Raw genomic sequence first — 15,942 nt, 5'->3', positions numbered from 1 at the left:
GTCGGGGCGATGCTCGCCGCCCAACCGGGCCAGCTGCGCCTCGGCCCGTTGGCGGGTTTCGACGTCGACGACGTCGGGCAGCCGATGCCAGAAACCGCGGATTACCGCGACGTGGCCGGCGCCGATGCGGCCTTCGCGTTGCGCTGCGGCGGTGGCGGGCAGAATCGGCTCCAAGCGTTCGCCGGTGATCGCTGTGCGCTCGCCGAGATCGGCGGCCTCGCTGATGCGCCGCGATGCTTCAGCACGGGTGATGCCCAGCCGATTCGCCAGGGCAGACGGCAGTTTGCCGCCCAGCTCCGTCTCATCGGCCTGCGCGCCGATCTGGTTGATCAACGGGTGATCGAGGGCCGGCAGCTGACGTCGGAAGGTCTCGCAGCACTGCAGCAACGCCAACCGCTCCGGGGTGGTCAGCGCGTCGAAGGACAGGTCCAGGGCGCGTTTCAAGTCGGCCTTGAGCGCGTCGAAGACCTCGACGATCTGCTCCCGACTACTCGAACGCATGTTCGAACTATATCGCGGCTGACCGACAAGCTGCCGAGGTTATCCACAGGGCTAAGCCGCTGTGACGGAAGTGATTTGAGCAGACTAGTGATGATGGTGTTGGTGGCCACACGCGTCGTCGCCCGCGTCCGGGGAGCCACCCATCATGCGCAGCATCGGGACTCCGCCCGTCGTCACGAACCGTACGACGAGCAGCGCTGCCAGCGCGACGAAGACGATATTGAGCCACGTGGTGTAGTTCCACGAAATGTCGGCGTGCATCACCGTGGCGCTGCGCTGTGACGGGATGAGACTTGCTGCGCCGAAGATCAATTCGACCAGGTAGCCGGCCGCGACCATCGCGGCGTAGAAGGTGCCCAGCAGTGTCAGCATCATCGCGGTGCCGTAGTACTTCCGGTAGATGTTCAAGATCGGGATGATCAACAGGTCGGCGAAAATGAACGCAACGACACCGCCGAAGCTGATGCCGCCGTTCCACAACACCGCGGCCAAGGGCACGTTGCCGATCGAGCAGACGAACGAGAAGATCGCCACGAACGGGCCCACGATCGGCCCCCACACCGTCGATAAGATTGGATGGTTAGCGAAAAAGAAGTGCTGCCAGAATGATTCGGGCACCCAGGCCGCGATAGCACCCGCGATCAGTAGCCCGATGACCAGATCGCGAAGGATCGCGGCCCATTCCATGACGAACACGTGTGAGACCGATGTGAAGCCTTCGCGCGACACCAATCGCTGCCAAAACGAACCCTCACGCTGAACCGACATGTCCATCGCCGCATGACCTTCCATCGACCCGGCGAGCCCCTGATCGGCCTGTCGACGGGCTGCGTCGATGAGCCGCGAGCGCACGAAAAGCCGGAACAGCACGGCCAGTACCACGATCATCAGTGGGCCGCCGACGAACTCGGCCGCGGTGAACTGCCAGCCCATCAGCAAAGCCAGGATGATGCCCAACTCCACCACGAGATTCGTAGAGCCGATCTCGAAGGCCATGGCCGCGGTGAAGTTGGCGCCCTTGCGGAATAGCGACCGCGCCAGGGCCACTGCGGCATACGAGCACGACGAGGACGCAGCGCCCAGCCCCGCCGCGATCGCCAGGGTGCGGGGCCGGTCGTCGCCCAGCAGGGCCACGACGGTCGATCGACGCACGACGGCCTGCACTACCGCGGAGAGCGCGAAACCCAGGATCAACGCCCACAGGATTTCCCACGTCATCGACCCCGCCAGCGCCAGCGCATGCCCAACCGCTCCCGCCGCTTCGTTGACCACCAGGACCACCAGACCCTCCACTTCGGCGTTTCGCCTGCTTGGCATCACTAATATACCCCCAGGGGGTATATTCCAAACCTCGAATGGCTGCCGCCCCCGGGGGCTGCGCCCATTCATGATTGCCGTAAATCTGCCCGAACCGACATAATGGCGCCAAGTGTGCAGGTGAGTGGGCGCTATTCCGGTCGCTTAATGTCCGACACACCGGGTCTGGCAACCTAGTCACAGGCGTAACACCAGGCACACTGGTAACAACAAACGATGCCGGAAGGGTGTTGCCGTGTACCGAGTATTTGAGGCGCTCGACGAACTGGGCGCCATTGTCGAAGAAGCCCGTGGTGTGCCGATGACCGCGGGCTGCGTGGTACCCCGCGGCGACGTTCTCGAACTGATCGATGACATCAAGGACGCGATCCCGGGCGAGCTGGATGACGCCCAGGACGTGCTCGACGCCCGCGACTCGCTGCTACACGAGGCCAAGGCGCACGCCGACTCCGTGGTGTCCTCGGCAACTACCGAGTCCGACTCGCTGCTGAATCACGCCCGCATGGAGGCGGACCGGATCTTGGCCGAGGCGAAAGCGCAGGCTGACCGGATGGTGGGCGAGGCCCGCCAGCACAGCGAACGAATGGTCTCCGAAGCGCGCGAGGAAGCGGTCCGCATCGCGGCCGCGGCGAAACGCGAGTACGAGGCCACCACCGGCCGGGCCAAGTCGGAATGCGACCGGCTCGTCGAAAACGGCAACATCTCCTACGAGAACGCCGTGCAAGAGGGCATCAAGGAGCAGCAGCGCCTGGTCTCTCAGACCGAGGTGGTCCAATCGGCCAACGGCGAGGCCTCCCGGCTCATCGACGCGGCGCACGCCGAAGCCGACCGGCTTCGTGGTGAATGCGATATTTACGTCGACAGCAAGCTGGCCGAGTTCGAAGAGCACCTCAACAGCACCCTGCGCTCGGTCAACCGTGGCCGCCACCAACTGCGGACCGCGGCGGGCGTGCACGACTACGCGCAGCGGTAGCCTCCGACCGGCGCAAGGCGGGTGGTAGCCGCCCGTAGGATTGCGGCTATGGCCAGGCAGCATAGCCAAACCGCGAAGCCGCATCCGGGCTCGTCGCTAGCCGTCAACGTCGCACGTCTGGGACGACGCCCGGGATCGATGTTTCCCCTGCACGACGTCGTGCCCAGCCCGTCGCGCATCGGCGTGGAAATGATCGGAATCCAGGCCGGCGCGCAGTTGGAGCTTGATCTACGCGTCGAATCCGTGTCCGAAGGTGTGCTGGTGACCGGGACGCTGATCGCGCCCACCAGCGGCGAATGTTCCCGCTGCCTGACACCATTCAACGGGCGGGTCGAAGTCGCCCTGACCGAGCTCTTCGCCTACCCGGACAGCATCACCGAGGCAACCACCGAGGAAGACGAGGTCGGTCGGGTCGTTAACGACATCGTCGATCTCGAGCAGCCCATCATCGACGCGGTGGGGCTGGAACTACCGTTCTCGCCGGTGTGCCAGCCGGATTGCCCGGGGCTGTGTCCGCGGTGCGGCATCGCGCTGGCCACCGCCGAGCCCGGTCATCAGCACGATGAGATCGACCCGCGCTGGGCCAAACTCGCTGCGATGTTGCCGCCCGACAACGACGGGGACGCTCGTGAATGACCTGCTCGACGCACTCGGCGTCGAACTACCCGACGAGTTGCTGACCCTGGCGCTGACCCACCGCAGCTATGCCTACGAGAACGGCGGCCTGCCCACCAACGAGCGTCTGGAGTTTCTCGGCGACGCGGTGCTGGGCCTGACCGTCACTGACGAGCTGTTCCACCGCCACCCCGACCGCTCGGAGGGCGATCTGGCCAAACTGCGGGCCAGCGTGGTCAACACGCAAGCATTGGCCGAGGTCGCGCGAAAGCTAACCGATCAAGGCCTCGGCGCATATCTGCTGTTGGGCCGCGGTGAGGTGAACACCGGCGGGGCGGGCAAATCGAGCATCCTGGCCGACAGCATGGAATCGCTGCTGGGAGCGATCTACTTGCATCTCGGCATGGACAGCGCGCGGGAGGTGATCCTGCGGTTGTTCGGTCCGCTGCTGGACGCCGCGCCGACACTGGGCGCCGGACTGGACTGGAAGACCAGCCTGCAGGAGCTGACTGCAGCCCGCGGTCTGGGCGCGCCGTCGTATCAGGTCACCTCGACGGGACCCGACCACCACAAAGAGTTCACCGCGGTCGTGATCGTGGCCGACACCGAGTACGGGTCGGGCGTGGGCCGGTCCAAGAAGGAAGCCGAGCAGCATGCCGCTGCGGCGGCCTGGAAAGCGCTGAGCGTGCTCGATAGCGCGTGACTTAGGTTTTCTGGATGCCCGAACTACCCGAGGTTGAGGTGGTGCGGCGCGGGTTGCAGGCCCATGTGATGGGCAGGACCATCACCGCCGTCCGCGTGCATCACCCCCGCGCAGTGCGCCGCCACGGGGCCGGCCCGGCTGACCTGACCGCGCGGCTGCTGGATGCCAAAATCACCGGCACCGATCGGCGCGGGAAATATCTGTGGCTCACACTCGACGAGGGCGATTGCGCGCTGGTGGTCCACCTCGGCATGAGCGGTCAAATGTTGCTTGGGACTGTGCCAAACGCGGGCCACCTGCGCATCGCGGCGGTGTTCGACGACGGGACGACACTGAGCTTCGTCGACCAGCGCACGTTCGGCGGATGGCAGCTCGCGGATCTGGTGACTGTGGACGGCAGCGTGGTTCCTGAACCGGTCGCCCACCTGGCGCGCGATCCACTCGACCCGCGATTCGATATCGAATCGGTGGTTAACGTGTTGCGGCGCAAGCACTCCGAGATCAAGCGTCAACTGCTGGACCAGACCGTCGTCTCGGGGATCGGCAACATCTACGCCGACGAAGCGTTGTGGCGGGCCAAGGTGAATGGCGCGCGCATCGCCGACACTCTCACCCGCCGGCGGCTGGCTGACGTGTTGGAGGCGGCCGCCGACGTGATGCGCGACGCGTTGTCCCAGGGCGGCACATCGTTCGATTCGTTGTATGTCAACGTCAACGGCCAGTCCGGCTACTTCGACCGGTCTCTCAACGTGTACGCCCGCGAGGGCAAACCGTGCCGGCGCTGCGGGGCGGTGATCCGCCGGGAGAAGTTCATGAACCGCTCGTCGTTCTACTGTCCGCGGTGCCAGCCGCGACCGCGGCATTGAACGGGACCGATCCGCGGGCGCGAGGCCCTTCTTGCGGCCCGGTAGAAAGAACCCATGACGGAACTATGGGTGGAACGCACCGGGGTGCGCCGCTACACCGCGCACAGCTCGCGCGGAGCGCAGGTTCTTATCGGCTCAGAGGACGTCGACGGTGTCTTCACACCGGGCGAGCTGATGAAGATCGCGCTGGCCGCGTGTAGCGGAATGTCCAGCGACCACCCGCTGGCCCATCGCCTCGGTGACGATTACCAGGCGACGATTCGGGTGTCCGGTGACGCCGACCGTGAGCAGGAGCGTTATCCGCTGCTGCAGGAGACCCTCGAGATCGACATGTCGGGGTTGTCCGAGCAGGAGAAGGAGCGACTGGTTGTCGTGGTCAACCGAGCCATCGACCAAGTCTGCACGGTCGGGCGCACCCTGAAATCCGGCACGAAGGTCAGCTTCGAGGTAGCCGATGTCGGAGCCTGACGTACGGCTCACCGCGTGGGTGCACGGACGCGTGCAGGGCGTCGGCTTCCGCTGGTGGACGCGTAGCCGCGCGCTGGAGCTGGGCTTGACCGGCTACGCCGCGAACCGTCCCGACGGGCGGGTGCAGGTCGTCGCCCAGGGCTCGCGTGACGCGTGTGAACAGCTGTTACGCCTGTTGCAGAGTGGAAAAACACCAGGCCACGTCGACAACGTAATCCCCGATTGGTCGCAGCGCGGCGAACCGATCAGCGGCTTCACCGAGCGGTAGTCTGGCACGCCGTGTACCTCAAGAGCCTGACGCTGAAGGGTTTCAAATCCTTCGCCTCGCCGACGACGCTGCGGTTTGAGCCCGGCATCACCGTAGTGGTCGGGCCCAACGGGTCGGGCAAATCCAACGTGGTGGATGCGCTGGCCTGGGTGATGGGGGAGCAGGGCGCCAAAACGCTGCGCGGCGGCAAGATGGAAGACGTCATCTTCGCCGGCACCTCGTCGCGGGCTCCGTTGGGCCGCGCCGAAGTCACCGTCACCATCGACAACTCCGACAATGCGTTGCCGATTGAGTACTCCGAAGTGTCGATCACCCGTCGGATGTTTCGCGACGGTGCCAGTGAATACGAAATCAACGGCAGCAGTTGCCGTTTGATGGATGTCCAGGAGCTGCTGAGCGACTCCGGCATCGGCCGCGAGATGCACGTCATCGTCGGGCAGGGCAAGCTGAACGAAATCCTGGAATCGCGGCCGGAGGATCGCCGGGCATTCATCGAGGAAGCCGCCGGTGTGCTCAAGCACCGCAAGCGCAAGGAAAAAGCCGTTCGCAAGCTCGAAGCGATGTCGGCGAACCTGGCCCGGCTGACCGATCTGACCACCGAGCTGCGCCGCCAGCTCAAGCCGTTGGGGCGTCAGGCCGAGGTGGCCCGCCGGGCTCAGACCATCCAGGCTGACCTGCGCGACGCCCGACTGCGGCTGGCCGCCGACGACGTGGTCACCCGACAGGCCGAGCTCAACGACACCAACGAGGCCGAGGCCACGCTGCGCCGCGAACACGACGAGGCCGCGGCCCGGATGTCGGTGGCGTCCGACGAGCTGGCCGCCCACGAGGCGGCGTTGGCCGCGCTGTCGGAACGCGCCGAATCGGCGCAGCAGACCTGGTTTCGGTTGTCCGCCTTGGCCGAACGGGTGAGCGCGACCGTGCGCATCGCCAGCGAGCGTGCTCAGCATCTGGACGTCGAGCCGGCCACGACCGGCGGCCCTGACCCCGACGCGCTGGAGGCCGAGGCTGCGCAGGTGGCCGCCGCCGAGCAGCAACTGCTGGCTGAGCTGGCCGCAACTCGCACCCGGCTCGACGCCGCGCGTACCGAGTTGGCCGACCGTGAGCGTGACGCCGCCGAGGCCGAACAGGCCCACCTGGCGGCGGTGCAGGCGGAGGCCGACCGCCGGGAGGGCCTGGCCCGGCTGGCCGGCCAGGTGGAGACGATGCGGGCGCGCGTCGAGTCGATCGACGACAGCGTCGCCAAGTTGTCGGAGCGCATCGAGGAAGGCGCCGCCCGGGCCCACCAGGCGCAGGTGGAGTTCGAAACCGTGCAGGGCCGGGTCGGTGAGCTCGACCAAGGCGAGGTCGGCCTCGACGAGCACCACGACCGGATGGTGGCGGCGTTGCGGTTGGCCGACGAGCGGGTCGCCGAACTGCAATCGGCCGAGCGTGGCGCCGAACGCCAAGTGGCTTCGCTGCGGGCCCGGATCGACGCATTGTCGACCACGCTCGAGCGCAAGGATGGCGCCGACTGGCTCACCCGAAACCGCGGCGGCGCGGGGCTTTTCGGGTCTGTCGCAAAGCTGGTCAAGGTGCATTCGGGTTATGAGACCGCGCTGGCGGCGGTCCTCGGTGCGGCCGCCGATGCGCTGGCCGCCGACAGCTTCACCGCGGCGGCCTCCGCGGTGACCGCGCTGAAGCAGGCCGACGGCGGTCGTGCCGCCATCGTGCTCAGCGACTGGCCGGCCACGGAAGACCCAGCGTCGACGCCGGCGGACGCTCTGCCCGACGGCGCGCGGTGGGCGCTGGATCTTGTCGAGGCGCCGGCGCGGCTGCGCGGCGCGATGATCGCCATGCTGTCCGGCGTCGCGGTGGTCGGCAGTCTCACCGAGGCAATGAATCTGGTGGCCGCACGCCCCCGGTTGCGCGCGGTCACCCGCGACGGCGATCTGCTGGGCGCCGGCTGGGTCAGCGGCGGTTCCGACCGCAAACCGTCCACGTTGGAGATCACCTCCGAAATCGCCAAGGCACGAAGCGAATTGGCCGCTGCCGAGACGCAGGCCGGCCAGCTCGGCGCGGCGTTGTCCGGGGCGCTGAGTGAGCAAACCGCTCGTCAGGACTCCGCCGAGCAGGCGCTGGCGGCGCTCAACGAGTCCGACGCCGCGATCTCGGGGATCTACGAGCAGCTCGGGCGGCTGGGCCAGGACGCCCGTGCCGCCAAGGAGGAGTGGCGCAGGCTGCTGCGCCAGCGTGAAGAGCTGGAGGCCGGACGCGCCGAAACCCTGTCCGAACTCGGTGAACTCGAGACCCGGCTGCGCAATGTCGAGGAGACTCAACAGGTTACGGCTGAGCCGGTCGACCGTCAGCAGATCGCCGCGGCGGCCGAGGCGGCCCGCGGCGTCGAGGTGGAAGCCCGGTTGGCGGTGCGCACCGCCGAGGAGCGCGCCAATGCTGTTCGCGGACGGGCGGATTCGCTGCGGCGCGCGGCCGCGGCGGAACGGGAGGCGCGCCTTCGCGCCCAGCAGGCCCGCGCCGCGCGCGAGCACGCGGCCGCCGTGGCCGCCGCGGTGGCCGACGCCGGATGGCGGCTTGCCGGGCGGCTGGATCAGGTGGTCGTGGCCGCGTCGCGCAACCGCGACGTGCTCACCACCGAGCGCCAGCAACGGTCGGCCGCCATGGCGGCCGTCCGCGAAGAGGTGAACGCGCTGGGCGCCCGGATCGCCACGCTCACCGAGGCGCTGCACCGCGACGAGGTGGCCAAGGCGCAGGCGGCGCTGCGAATCGAGCAGCTCGAGCAGATGGTGCTCGAGCAGTTCGGGATGGCGCCCGACGATCTGGTCGCCGAATACGGCCCGCAGGTCACGCTCCCGCCGACCGAGCTCGAGCTCGCCGAATACGAGCAGGCCCGCGAGCGCGCCGAGCAGGTGACCGCGCCGGCGCCCATGCCGTATGACCGGGCCACCCAGGAGCGTCGCGCCAAACGGGCCGAACGCGAGCTGGCCGAGCTGGGCCGGGTCAACCCGTTAGCGCTCGAAGAGTTCGCCGCGCTGGAGGAGCGCTACAACTTCCTGTCCACCCAACTCGAGGACGTCAAGGCCGCACGCAAAGATCTGCTCGGCGTCGTGGCCGACGTGGACGCCCGCATCCTGCAGGTGTTCACCGACGCTTACACCGATGTGGAACGCGAGTTCAGCGGGGTGTTCGCCGCCTTGTTCCCAGGCGGGGAGGGCCGGTTGCGGCTGACCGATCCCGACGACATGCTGACTACCGGCATCGAAGTCGAGGCCCGTCCGCCCGGTAAGAAGATCAAGCGGCTGTCGCTGCTGTCAGGTGGAGAGAAGGCGCTGACCGCGGTCGCGATGCTGGTGGCGATCTTCCGGGCCCGCCCGTCGCCGTTCTACATCATGGACGAGGTGGAAGCGGCCCTCGACGATGTGAACCTGCACCGGCTGCTGGGTCTGTTCGAGCAGCTGCGAGCTCAGTCGCAGCTGCTCGTCATCACCCACCAGAAGCCGACCATGGAGGTCGCCGACGCGCTCTACGGCGTGACGATGCGCGACGACGGCATCACCGCGGTGATCTCCCAGCGAATGCGCGGTGAGCAGGTCAACCAGCTCGTCGCCACTACTTAGCGAGGAACACGTTGTCGCAAGGTCTTTGGATCGCGATCGCGGTCGCCGCCGCACTGATCGTCATCGCCGTCTTGGTCCTGGGTCTGGCCCGGTATCGCCGGCGGCAGATCAGGCTGTCGGCCCGCGAGCAGACCGGCACCATCGATCGGTCGGGCGGATACACCGCGTCGTCGGGAATCACGTTCAGCCGCACGGAGACTGGCGACCGTATCGACACCACCGGCCTGCCCGCCGTCGGCGACGATGCGACCATTCCGCGTGACGCCCCGAAGCGTCCGATCTCCGATGTCCAACTGCCCGAACCGGATACCGTCACGCCGCCGGTGGTCCAGCCGCCTGAGCCGTCAACGCCGCCGGCAGCCGACGCGGTAGCGCCGGAGATCGAGGCCATCGCCCCGCCCGAAGGACGGTTGGAGCGACTACGCGGTCGGCTCGCCAGGTCGCAGAATGCGGTGGGCCGCAGCCTGCTAGGGCTGCTCGGCGGCGGCGATCTCGACGAAGCCTCCTGGGAGGAAGTCGAAGACACCTTGCTGGTCGCCGACTTGGGTCCGACGGTGACCACGTCGGTGGTGGGCCAGCTGCGCAGCCAGCTCGCCAGCAAGGACGTGCGCACCGAGGCCGATGCCCGCGCCGTGTTGCGAGACGTGCTGATCACCGAGCTGCAGCCCGGCTTGGACCGCTCCGTCCGCGCGTTGCCGCATGACGACCACCCCTCGGTGCTGCTGGTGGTCGGCGTCAACGGCACCGGCAAAACCACCACGGTCGGCAAGCTGGCGCGAGTCTTGGTCGCCGACGGCCGACGGGTCGTGCTGGGCGCCGCTGACACGTTTCGGGCCGCGGCCGCGGACCAGTTGCAGACCTGGGCTTCGCGGGTGGGCGCGGAGGTGGTGCGCGGCGCCGAGGGCGCCGACCCGGCCTCGGTGGCGTTTGACGCCGTCGACAGGGGCATCGCGTCGGGCGCCGACGTCGTCGTGATCGACACCGCGGGCCGGCTGCACACCAAGACCGGGTTGATGGACGAGCTCGGCAAGGTCAAGCGCGTGGTGATGCGGCGAGCGGCAGTCGACGAAGTACTGCTGGTGCTCGACGCCACGATCGGCCAGAACGGGCTAGCCCAGGCCCGGGTGTTCGCCGACGTCGTCGACATCACCGGCGCGGTGCTGACCAAGTTGGACGGCACCGCCAAAGGCGGCATCGTTTTCCGGGTCCAGCAGGAACTGGGTGTGCCGGTGAAGCTGGTCGGGCTCGGCGAGGGACCTGACGATCTCGCGCCGTTCGAGCCCGCCGCCTTCGTCGACGCACTTCTGGGCTGATCTGGCGGCGACCCGCTGCGCCCGGCTCCGCCGCGCTTGCGATCGCCGCTTGGCTGAGCCGCGCGAAAAAATTCTGTAACACGGGCGAAACCTGCCAGCGTGTCATTTCGAAACAACCACTTTGCATTGTCTTGACCACGGGTCGTCGGTCGCGCACCCTCGCTCGACGCGGCCTTGCCGAAGGAGGTTAGGGGCAGTGGACCAATTCCCCACGATGGGAGTGCCAGACACCGGCGATACCGCCTGGATGCTGGCGAGCTCCGCGTTGGTGCTGTTGATGACGCCGGGCCTGGCGTTCTTCTATGGCGGGATGGTTCGCGTCAAGAGCGTGCTCAACATGATCATGATGAGCGTCATCGCCATGGGCGTCGTGACCGTGCTGTGGGTGACCTTCGGTTATTCACTCGCCTTCGGTGACGACGTCGGCAACATCGCCGGCAACCCGACCCAGTACTTCGGCCTGAAGGGTCTGATCGGGGTTAACGGTGTCGCCGCAAGCGGCAGCACACCGGCGACCCACATCGCGTTGGCGGGCACATTGCCGCAGACGGTGTTCGTCGCATTCCAGCTGATGTTCGCCATCATCACGGTCGCTCTGATCTCCGGCGCCGTCGCCGACCGGCTGAAATTCGGCAGCTGGACGATATTCGCCGCACTGTGGGCCAGCATCGTCTATTTCCCGGTCGCGCACTGGGTGTTCTGCGCCGACGGGGTCACCGGAGCCCACGGCGGCTGGATCAACAACAAACTGCATGCGATCGACTTCGCCGGCGGGACCGCGGTCCATATCAACGCCGGTGTGGCGGGCTTGGTGCTGGCGATCGTGCTGGGCAAGCGCAAGGGTTGGCCGCAAACCGCGCCGCGACCACATAATGTGCCGTTCGTCATGCTCGGCGCGGGCCTGCTGTGGTTCGGCTGGTACGGGTTCAACGCCGGCTCGGCTACCAGCGCGAACGGCGTCGCCGGCACGACATTCATCACCACCACCGTCGCCACCGCCTCAGCGATGCTGGGCTGGCTGGTCACCGAGCGCATCCGGGACGGGCACGCGACGACCCTCGGTGCGGCGTCGGGCATCGTGGCCGGACTGGTCGCGATCACCCCCTCGTGTTCGTCGGTCAATGTGCTTGGCGCACTGACAATCGGCGTCGTGGCCGGCGCCGTATGCGCGCTGGCGGTCGGTCTGAAGTTCAAGCTCGGATTCGACGACTCGCTGGATGTGGTCGGAGTCCACCTGGTCGGCGGGCTGCTCGGCACACTGCTGGTAGGTCTGCTCGCAGCGCCGCAATCGCCCGCCATCGCCTTGGGCGGCGGCAACACATCGGCGGGATTGTTCTACGGTGGCGGCTTCGCTCAGCTGATCCGGCAAACCATCGGCGCATCGAGTGTCCTGACGTTCTCCGCCATCGGCACACTCGTTATCGCGCTAGTGCTGAAATACACCGTCGGGCTGCGTCTGAACGCCGAAGACGAAGTCACGGGTATCGACGAGGCTGAGCACGCGGAGAGCGGCTACGATTTCGCAACAGCTACCACCCCTGTTCTTCCTCATGCAAGCCTGCCTGACGGCTCTCACGGCCTGGAAGATCGAGTGGGCGACAAAGTAGAGGCGGAATAGAAATGAAGCTGATCACCGCGATCGTGAAGCCGTTCACGCTCGAGGACATCAAAGCCAGCCTTGAGCAGGTGGGAATCCTGGGCATGACGGTCAGCGAAGTTCAGGGCTACGGCCGGCAGAAGGGGCACACCGAGGTTTACCGCGGTGCTGAATACTCGGTCGACTTCGTGCCGAAGGTGCGCATCGAGGTCTTGGTCGAAGACTTTGACGCGGACAAGGTCCTGGACAGCATCGTGCGGGCCGCACGAACCGGTAAGATTGGCGACGGCAAAGTGTGGGTCAGCGCCGTGGAAACGGTGGTGCGGGTGCGCACCGGCGAACGCGGAGCCGACGCAATCTAATACACGCTCCTATGAAGACTCCTCCGGAGTAGCCGATCCGACCTGGACGGGAATGACGCAGCGCGGACCAGATGCACCCGATCCGATTTCGCCGGAGGCCACGGCAAGCGATTTACCGGCTGCCCGGGAAGCCCTGCTCGCCCGCGGCCCGGATGAACTTGATTCGGCCGCCCTGCGCGAAGCATGGGGAGAACTGCACGAATCCTGGCTGACCGCGAAGGCCACCGAAATCGGTATCACCGCCGGCAGCGGCTTTTCGATCGTCGCGACCGGCTCGCTGGGGCGTCGTGAGCTGGTGCCCTACTCCGACCTGGATCTCCTGCTATTACACGACAGCAAGCCCGCCGACACCGTGCGGCAGGTTGCCGATCAGCTGTGGTATCCGTTGTGGGATGCGAACATTCGCCTCGATCACAGCGTGCGTACCGTTGCCGAGACTGTGCGGGTTGCCGGCGAGGACGTGTCAGCCGGCCTGGCCATGCTGGATGCGCGGCATATCGCCGGCGACGAGCAGCTGTCGGCCCGGCTGATCGACGCAGTGCGGGGGCAGTGGCGGACCGGAATCCGTTCGCTGTTCAGCGAACTCGTCGAAGAGACGCATGCCCGCTGGCGGCGCATTGGCGAGATCGCACACCGGGCCGAACCCGACCTGAAATTGGGCCGCGGCGGCCTGCGTGATCTTCAGTTGCTCGACGCCCTGGCCGTCGCCCACCTCGCCGACCGGGTCACCGGGGGTACACCGGAGAACCCGCTGGGTTCGTTGGCCGATGCTCACCTCACCCTGCTCAACGTCCGCACCGAGCTTCACCGGGTTTCCGGTCGCGGTCATGACCTGTTGTTGGCCCAGTTCGCCGACGAGATCAGCGCCGCCCTGCACATCGGTGACAGATTCGACCTTTCGCGAACGCTGTCCAGTGCGGGCCGCACCATCAGCTACCGTGTCGATGCCGGACTTCGGACTGCCGCCAATGCTCTGCCGCGGCGGGGGATTTCGGCAATACGGCGGCGGCCGCGTCGACCCCTCGACGAGGGAGTGGTCGAGTACGCCGGGGAGATCGTGCTGGCCCGCGACGCCCGACCGGAAGGCGATCCCATCCTGATGCTGCGCGTGGCGGCGGCGTCGGCGGTCACCGGACTGCCCATCGCGGTATCCACGCTGAGTCGGCTGGCCGACACCGCGGCCGAACTTCCGACGCCGTGGCCACGCGAGGCGTTGGACCTCCTGCTGGTCCTGCTGGCCGAAGGGCCGGACACCATCGCGGTGATTGAAACGCTCGACCGGACCGGGTTGTGGGTCCGCCTCTTTCCGGAGTGGGCCGCCATCCGCGACCTGCCGCCTCGCGACGTCATCCATATCTGGACGGTCGATCGTCATTCGGCCGAAGTCGTCTCCCGGGCGAGGATTTTCACCACCCGGGTAGCGCGTCCCGACTTGCTGCTCCTCGCTGCACTGCTGCACGACCTGGGGAAGGGACGGGGCGTCGACCACAGCGTGTTCGGGGCCGAGTTGATTACCCAGATCGGTACCAGGTTGGGTATCTGGCCTTCCGACATCGAGATGCTCGCCAACCTGGTGCGCCATCACCTGCTGTTGTCGATAACCGCCACCCGCCACGACCTCAACGACCCCCAGACGATCGCCACCGTCTGCGAGGCGTTGAACGGAGATCCGGTATTGCTCGACGTGCTGCATGCACTGACCGAAGCCGATTCGCTTGGCACCGGACCCGGGGTGTGGAGCGACTGGAAAGCATCGCTGATCGGCGACCTGGTGCGCCGCAGCCGATTGGCGATGGCCGGTGAGCCGTTGCCCCATGCCGATCCGCTTGACCCCGAGTATCTTTCGCTGGCCGCCGATCACAAGGTGCACGTCGAGCTGCGGCCCGGCAGCAGCCAGCGCCTCTACCACGTGGCGGTGATCGCCCCGGACCAGCGAGGGTTGCTCTCCAAATCGGCCGGGGTGCTGGCGCTGAACTCCTTACGCGTGCATTCGGCGTCGGTGAACATTCACGAGGGTTCCGCGATCAGTGAATTCGTCGTCTCGCCGCACTTCGGTTCGCCACCCGCTGCCGGATTGTTGCGTCAGCAACTCGTCGGCGCACTCGGCGGCGAGGTTGACGTCTTGGCCAAACTCCAGCAGCGGAACAGCGCTGAGAATTCCAAGCCCGTCGGGGAGGCGGCGACGGCGGTGCCGATTCACAGGTCAACCGCCCCGCCACGCATTCTGTGGTTAGACGGCGGCGCGCCTGGCCGACAGCTCATCGAAATTCGCGCCGGTGACCGCGCCGGTTTGCTCGCGTTGCTCGCCGGGGCGCTCGAGCGTGTCGGAGCGGACATCGACTGGGCGAAAGTGACCACGCTGGGGTCGATGGTGGACGACGTGTTCTGCGTCAGCCTGCCCGACGATGCAGACGCGTGCACTGCGGTGGAGCAACACCTGTTGGCCGTGCTGGGTGCGCCGGGGGACGTTGCGGCGGTCTAGCCAAGGTCGCGAGTTTGCAGCCACGCGTGAATTCGTTTGGCGACGTCGGCCCATCGCGGTTCGAGCATCATGTTGTGGCCCATTGCGGGAAAGAACTCGGCTTCGGTCCGGTAGGCCCGCGCCGTGGCGCGGACCTCAGCGTTGGTGACCATGCCGTCTTCCTCGGCGCCGAGCACCAGCATGGGGGTGGTTACCCGGGCGGCCCGGACGCGGCGGACCAGTGGGTCGATGAGGGAGGCGCGCACGGCCTCCGACTGGACGCTGGCGGCGCAGGATTCGACGATGTCGTCTGGCGTGTGTGCGCTGAAGAGATGTTCGCGGACCAGCGGCGGGGTACCGATGAACCCGGTCAACTTGCCGACGGGCAGCGACCGTAGCGAGATCCACGGGTGGCGGCTCCAAATACGCGTCGCCAGTCCCAGCACGCCCTGGGGCGGCACCGACGCCACCAGGACAGCTGCCGGGGCATCGCGGTTTTCCAGGTAGCGCTGCACGACGAAGCCGCCCAGCGAGTGGGCGACGAGCACCGGCCGGCCGCCCAGGTTGTCGGCGGTGGCGCGGACATCGTCGACATAGTCGGCGATGGAACATGCGTGAAATCGCTTCGTGGTGGGGCTGGCGCCGTGGCCACGCAGGCTCAGAGCGACCGCGCGATAGCCGGCATCGGCAAAGAAGTCCAGGAAATTGCCCCAACACGACGCGGAATGCCAGCCGCCATGAACGAAAAGCAGCGGCACCGGATGCGCTTCGCTACCCGACCCCTTGTCGATCACTTCGAGCATGAGCTGATCATCCGTCAAGCTGTCCATGTCCACCTCCCGCTAGGCCCGATTGCCGGCCTCCTCCTCATCGCGCTGCGCGCT

At 67.0% G+C, this 15,942-nt stretch carries 14 protein-coding genes; 11 read left to right on the top strand and 3 right to left on the bottom strand.

Annotated features, from left to right (window positions below; translation table 11 throughout):
- Positions 1-501: DUF222 domain-containing protein (locus VKI00_RS27675; RefSeq protein WP_324443918.1), on the bottom strand; the 501-nt coding region annotated here is incomplete at its 3' end.
- Positions 502-585: 84 nt separating this feature from the next.
- The gene (locus VKI00_RS27670) at positions 586-1,773 is read right to left on the bottom strand and encodes a permease (RefSeq protein ID WP_414687310.1); all 1,188 of its coding nucleotides are present in this window, start codon (positions 1,771-1,773) and stop codon (positions 586-588) included.
- 280 nt (positions 1,774-2,053) lie between these two features.
- Here VKI00_RS27670 and sepIVA point away from each other — a divergent pair, with 280 nt between their 5' ends.
- From sepIVA to VKI00_RS27615, 11 genes are all read left to right on the top strand, one after another.
- On the top strand, positions 2,054-2,791 hold the full coding sequence (gene sepIVA / locus VKI00_RS27665) for a cell division protein SepIVA (protein ID WP_324443916.1): 738 nt from the start codon (positions 2,054-2,056) through the stop codon (positions 2,789-2,791).
- Positions 2,792-2,839: 48 nt separating this feature from the next.
- Entirely contained in the window at positions 2,840-3,427 is a 588-nt protein-coding gene (locus VKI00_RS27660) for a DUF177 domain-containing protein (RefSeq protein WP_324443915.1), read from the top strand.
- Complete coding sequence (gene rnc, locus VKI00_RS27655; protein ID WP_324443914.1) at positions 3,420-4,109, top strand: ribonuclease III; 690 nt, start codon at positions 3,420-3,422, stop codon at positions 4,107-4,109. Before VKI00_RS27660 ends, rnc begins: the two co-directional genes overlap by 8 nt.
- A 14-nt stretch (positions 4,110-4,123) precedes the next feature.
- Positions 4,124-4,975 (top strand): DNA-formamidopyrimidine glycosylase, encoded by an 852-nt coding sequence (mutM, locus tag VKI00_RS27650; RefSeq protein WP_324443913.1) that lies wholly within the window; start codon positions 4,124-4,126, stop codon positions 4,973-4,975.
- A gap of 54 nt (positions 4,976-5,029) precedes the next feature.
- The gene (locus tag VKI00_RS27645; RefSeq protein WP_324443912.1) at positions 5,030-5,443 is read left to right on the top strand and encodes an OsmC family protein; all 414 of its coding nucleotides are present in this window, start codon (positions 5,030-5,032) and stop codon (positions 5,441-5,443) included.
- Positions 5,430-5,711: an acylphosphatase gene (locus VKI00_RS27640; protein ID WP_324443911.1), complete on the top strand. Its 282-nt coding sequence runs from the start codon at positions 5,430-5,432 to the stop codon at positions 5,709-5,711. Before VKI00_RS27645 ends, VKI00_RS27640 begins: the two co-directional genes overlap by 14 nt.
- A gap of 11 nt (positions 5,712-5,722) precedes the next feature.
- On the top strand, positions 5,723-9,325 hold the full coding sequence (smc, locus tag VKI00_RS27635) for a chromosome segregation protein SMC (RefSeq protein ID WP_324443910.1): 3,603 nt from the start codon (positions 5,723-5,725) through the stop codon (positions 9,323-9,325).
- Between the two features lie 11 nt (positions 9,326-9,336).
- Positions 9,337-10,638, top strand: coding sequence for a signal recognition particle-docking protein FtsY (gene ftsY, locus VKI00_RS27630; RefSeq protein WP_324443909.1), 1,302 nt, complete (start codon positions 9,337-9,339; stop codon positions 10,636-10,638).
- A 196-nt stretch (positions 10,639-10,834) separates the two neighbouring features.
- Positions 10,835-12,256, top strand: a complete 1,422-nt coding sequence (locus tag VKI00_RS27625; RefSeq protein ID WP_324443908.1) for an ammonium transporter — start codon at positions 10,835-10,837, stop codon at positions 12,254-12,256.
- Positions 12,257-12,258: 2 nt separating this feature from the next.
- Positions 12,259-12,597, top strand: coding sequence for a P-II family nitrogen regulator (locus VKI00_RS27620; protein ID WP_324443907.1), 339 nt, complete (start codon positions 12,259-12,261; stop codon positions 12,595-12,597).
- A gap of 52 nt (positions 12,598-12,649) precedes the next feature.
- On the top strand, positions 12,650-15,079 hold the full coding sequence (locus VKI00_RS27615) for a [protein-PII] uridylyltransferase (protein ID WP_324443906.1): 2,430 nt from the start codon (positions 12,650-12,652) through the stop codon (positions 15,077-15,079).
- On the opposite strand, the gene VKI00_RS27610 is transcribed toward VKI00_RS27615, so the two are convergent.
- Positions 15,076-15,861, bottom strand: a complete 786-nt coding sequence (locus VKI00_RS27610) for an alpha/beta hydrolase (protein ID WP_324443921.1) — start codon at positions 15,859-15,861, stop codon at positions 15,076-15,078. The genes VKI00_RS27615 and VKI00_RS27610 overlap by 4 nt on opposite strands.
- Positions 15,862-15,942: the final 81 nt, after the last annotated feature.

This window comes from Mycobacterium sp. (assembly GCF_035314665.1).
Classification (GTDB): Bacteria; Actinomycetota; Actinomycetes; order Mycobacteriales; family Mycobacteriaceae; genus Mycobacterium.
This window is presented reverse-complemented; position numbering and strand designations above follow the sequence as displayed.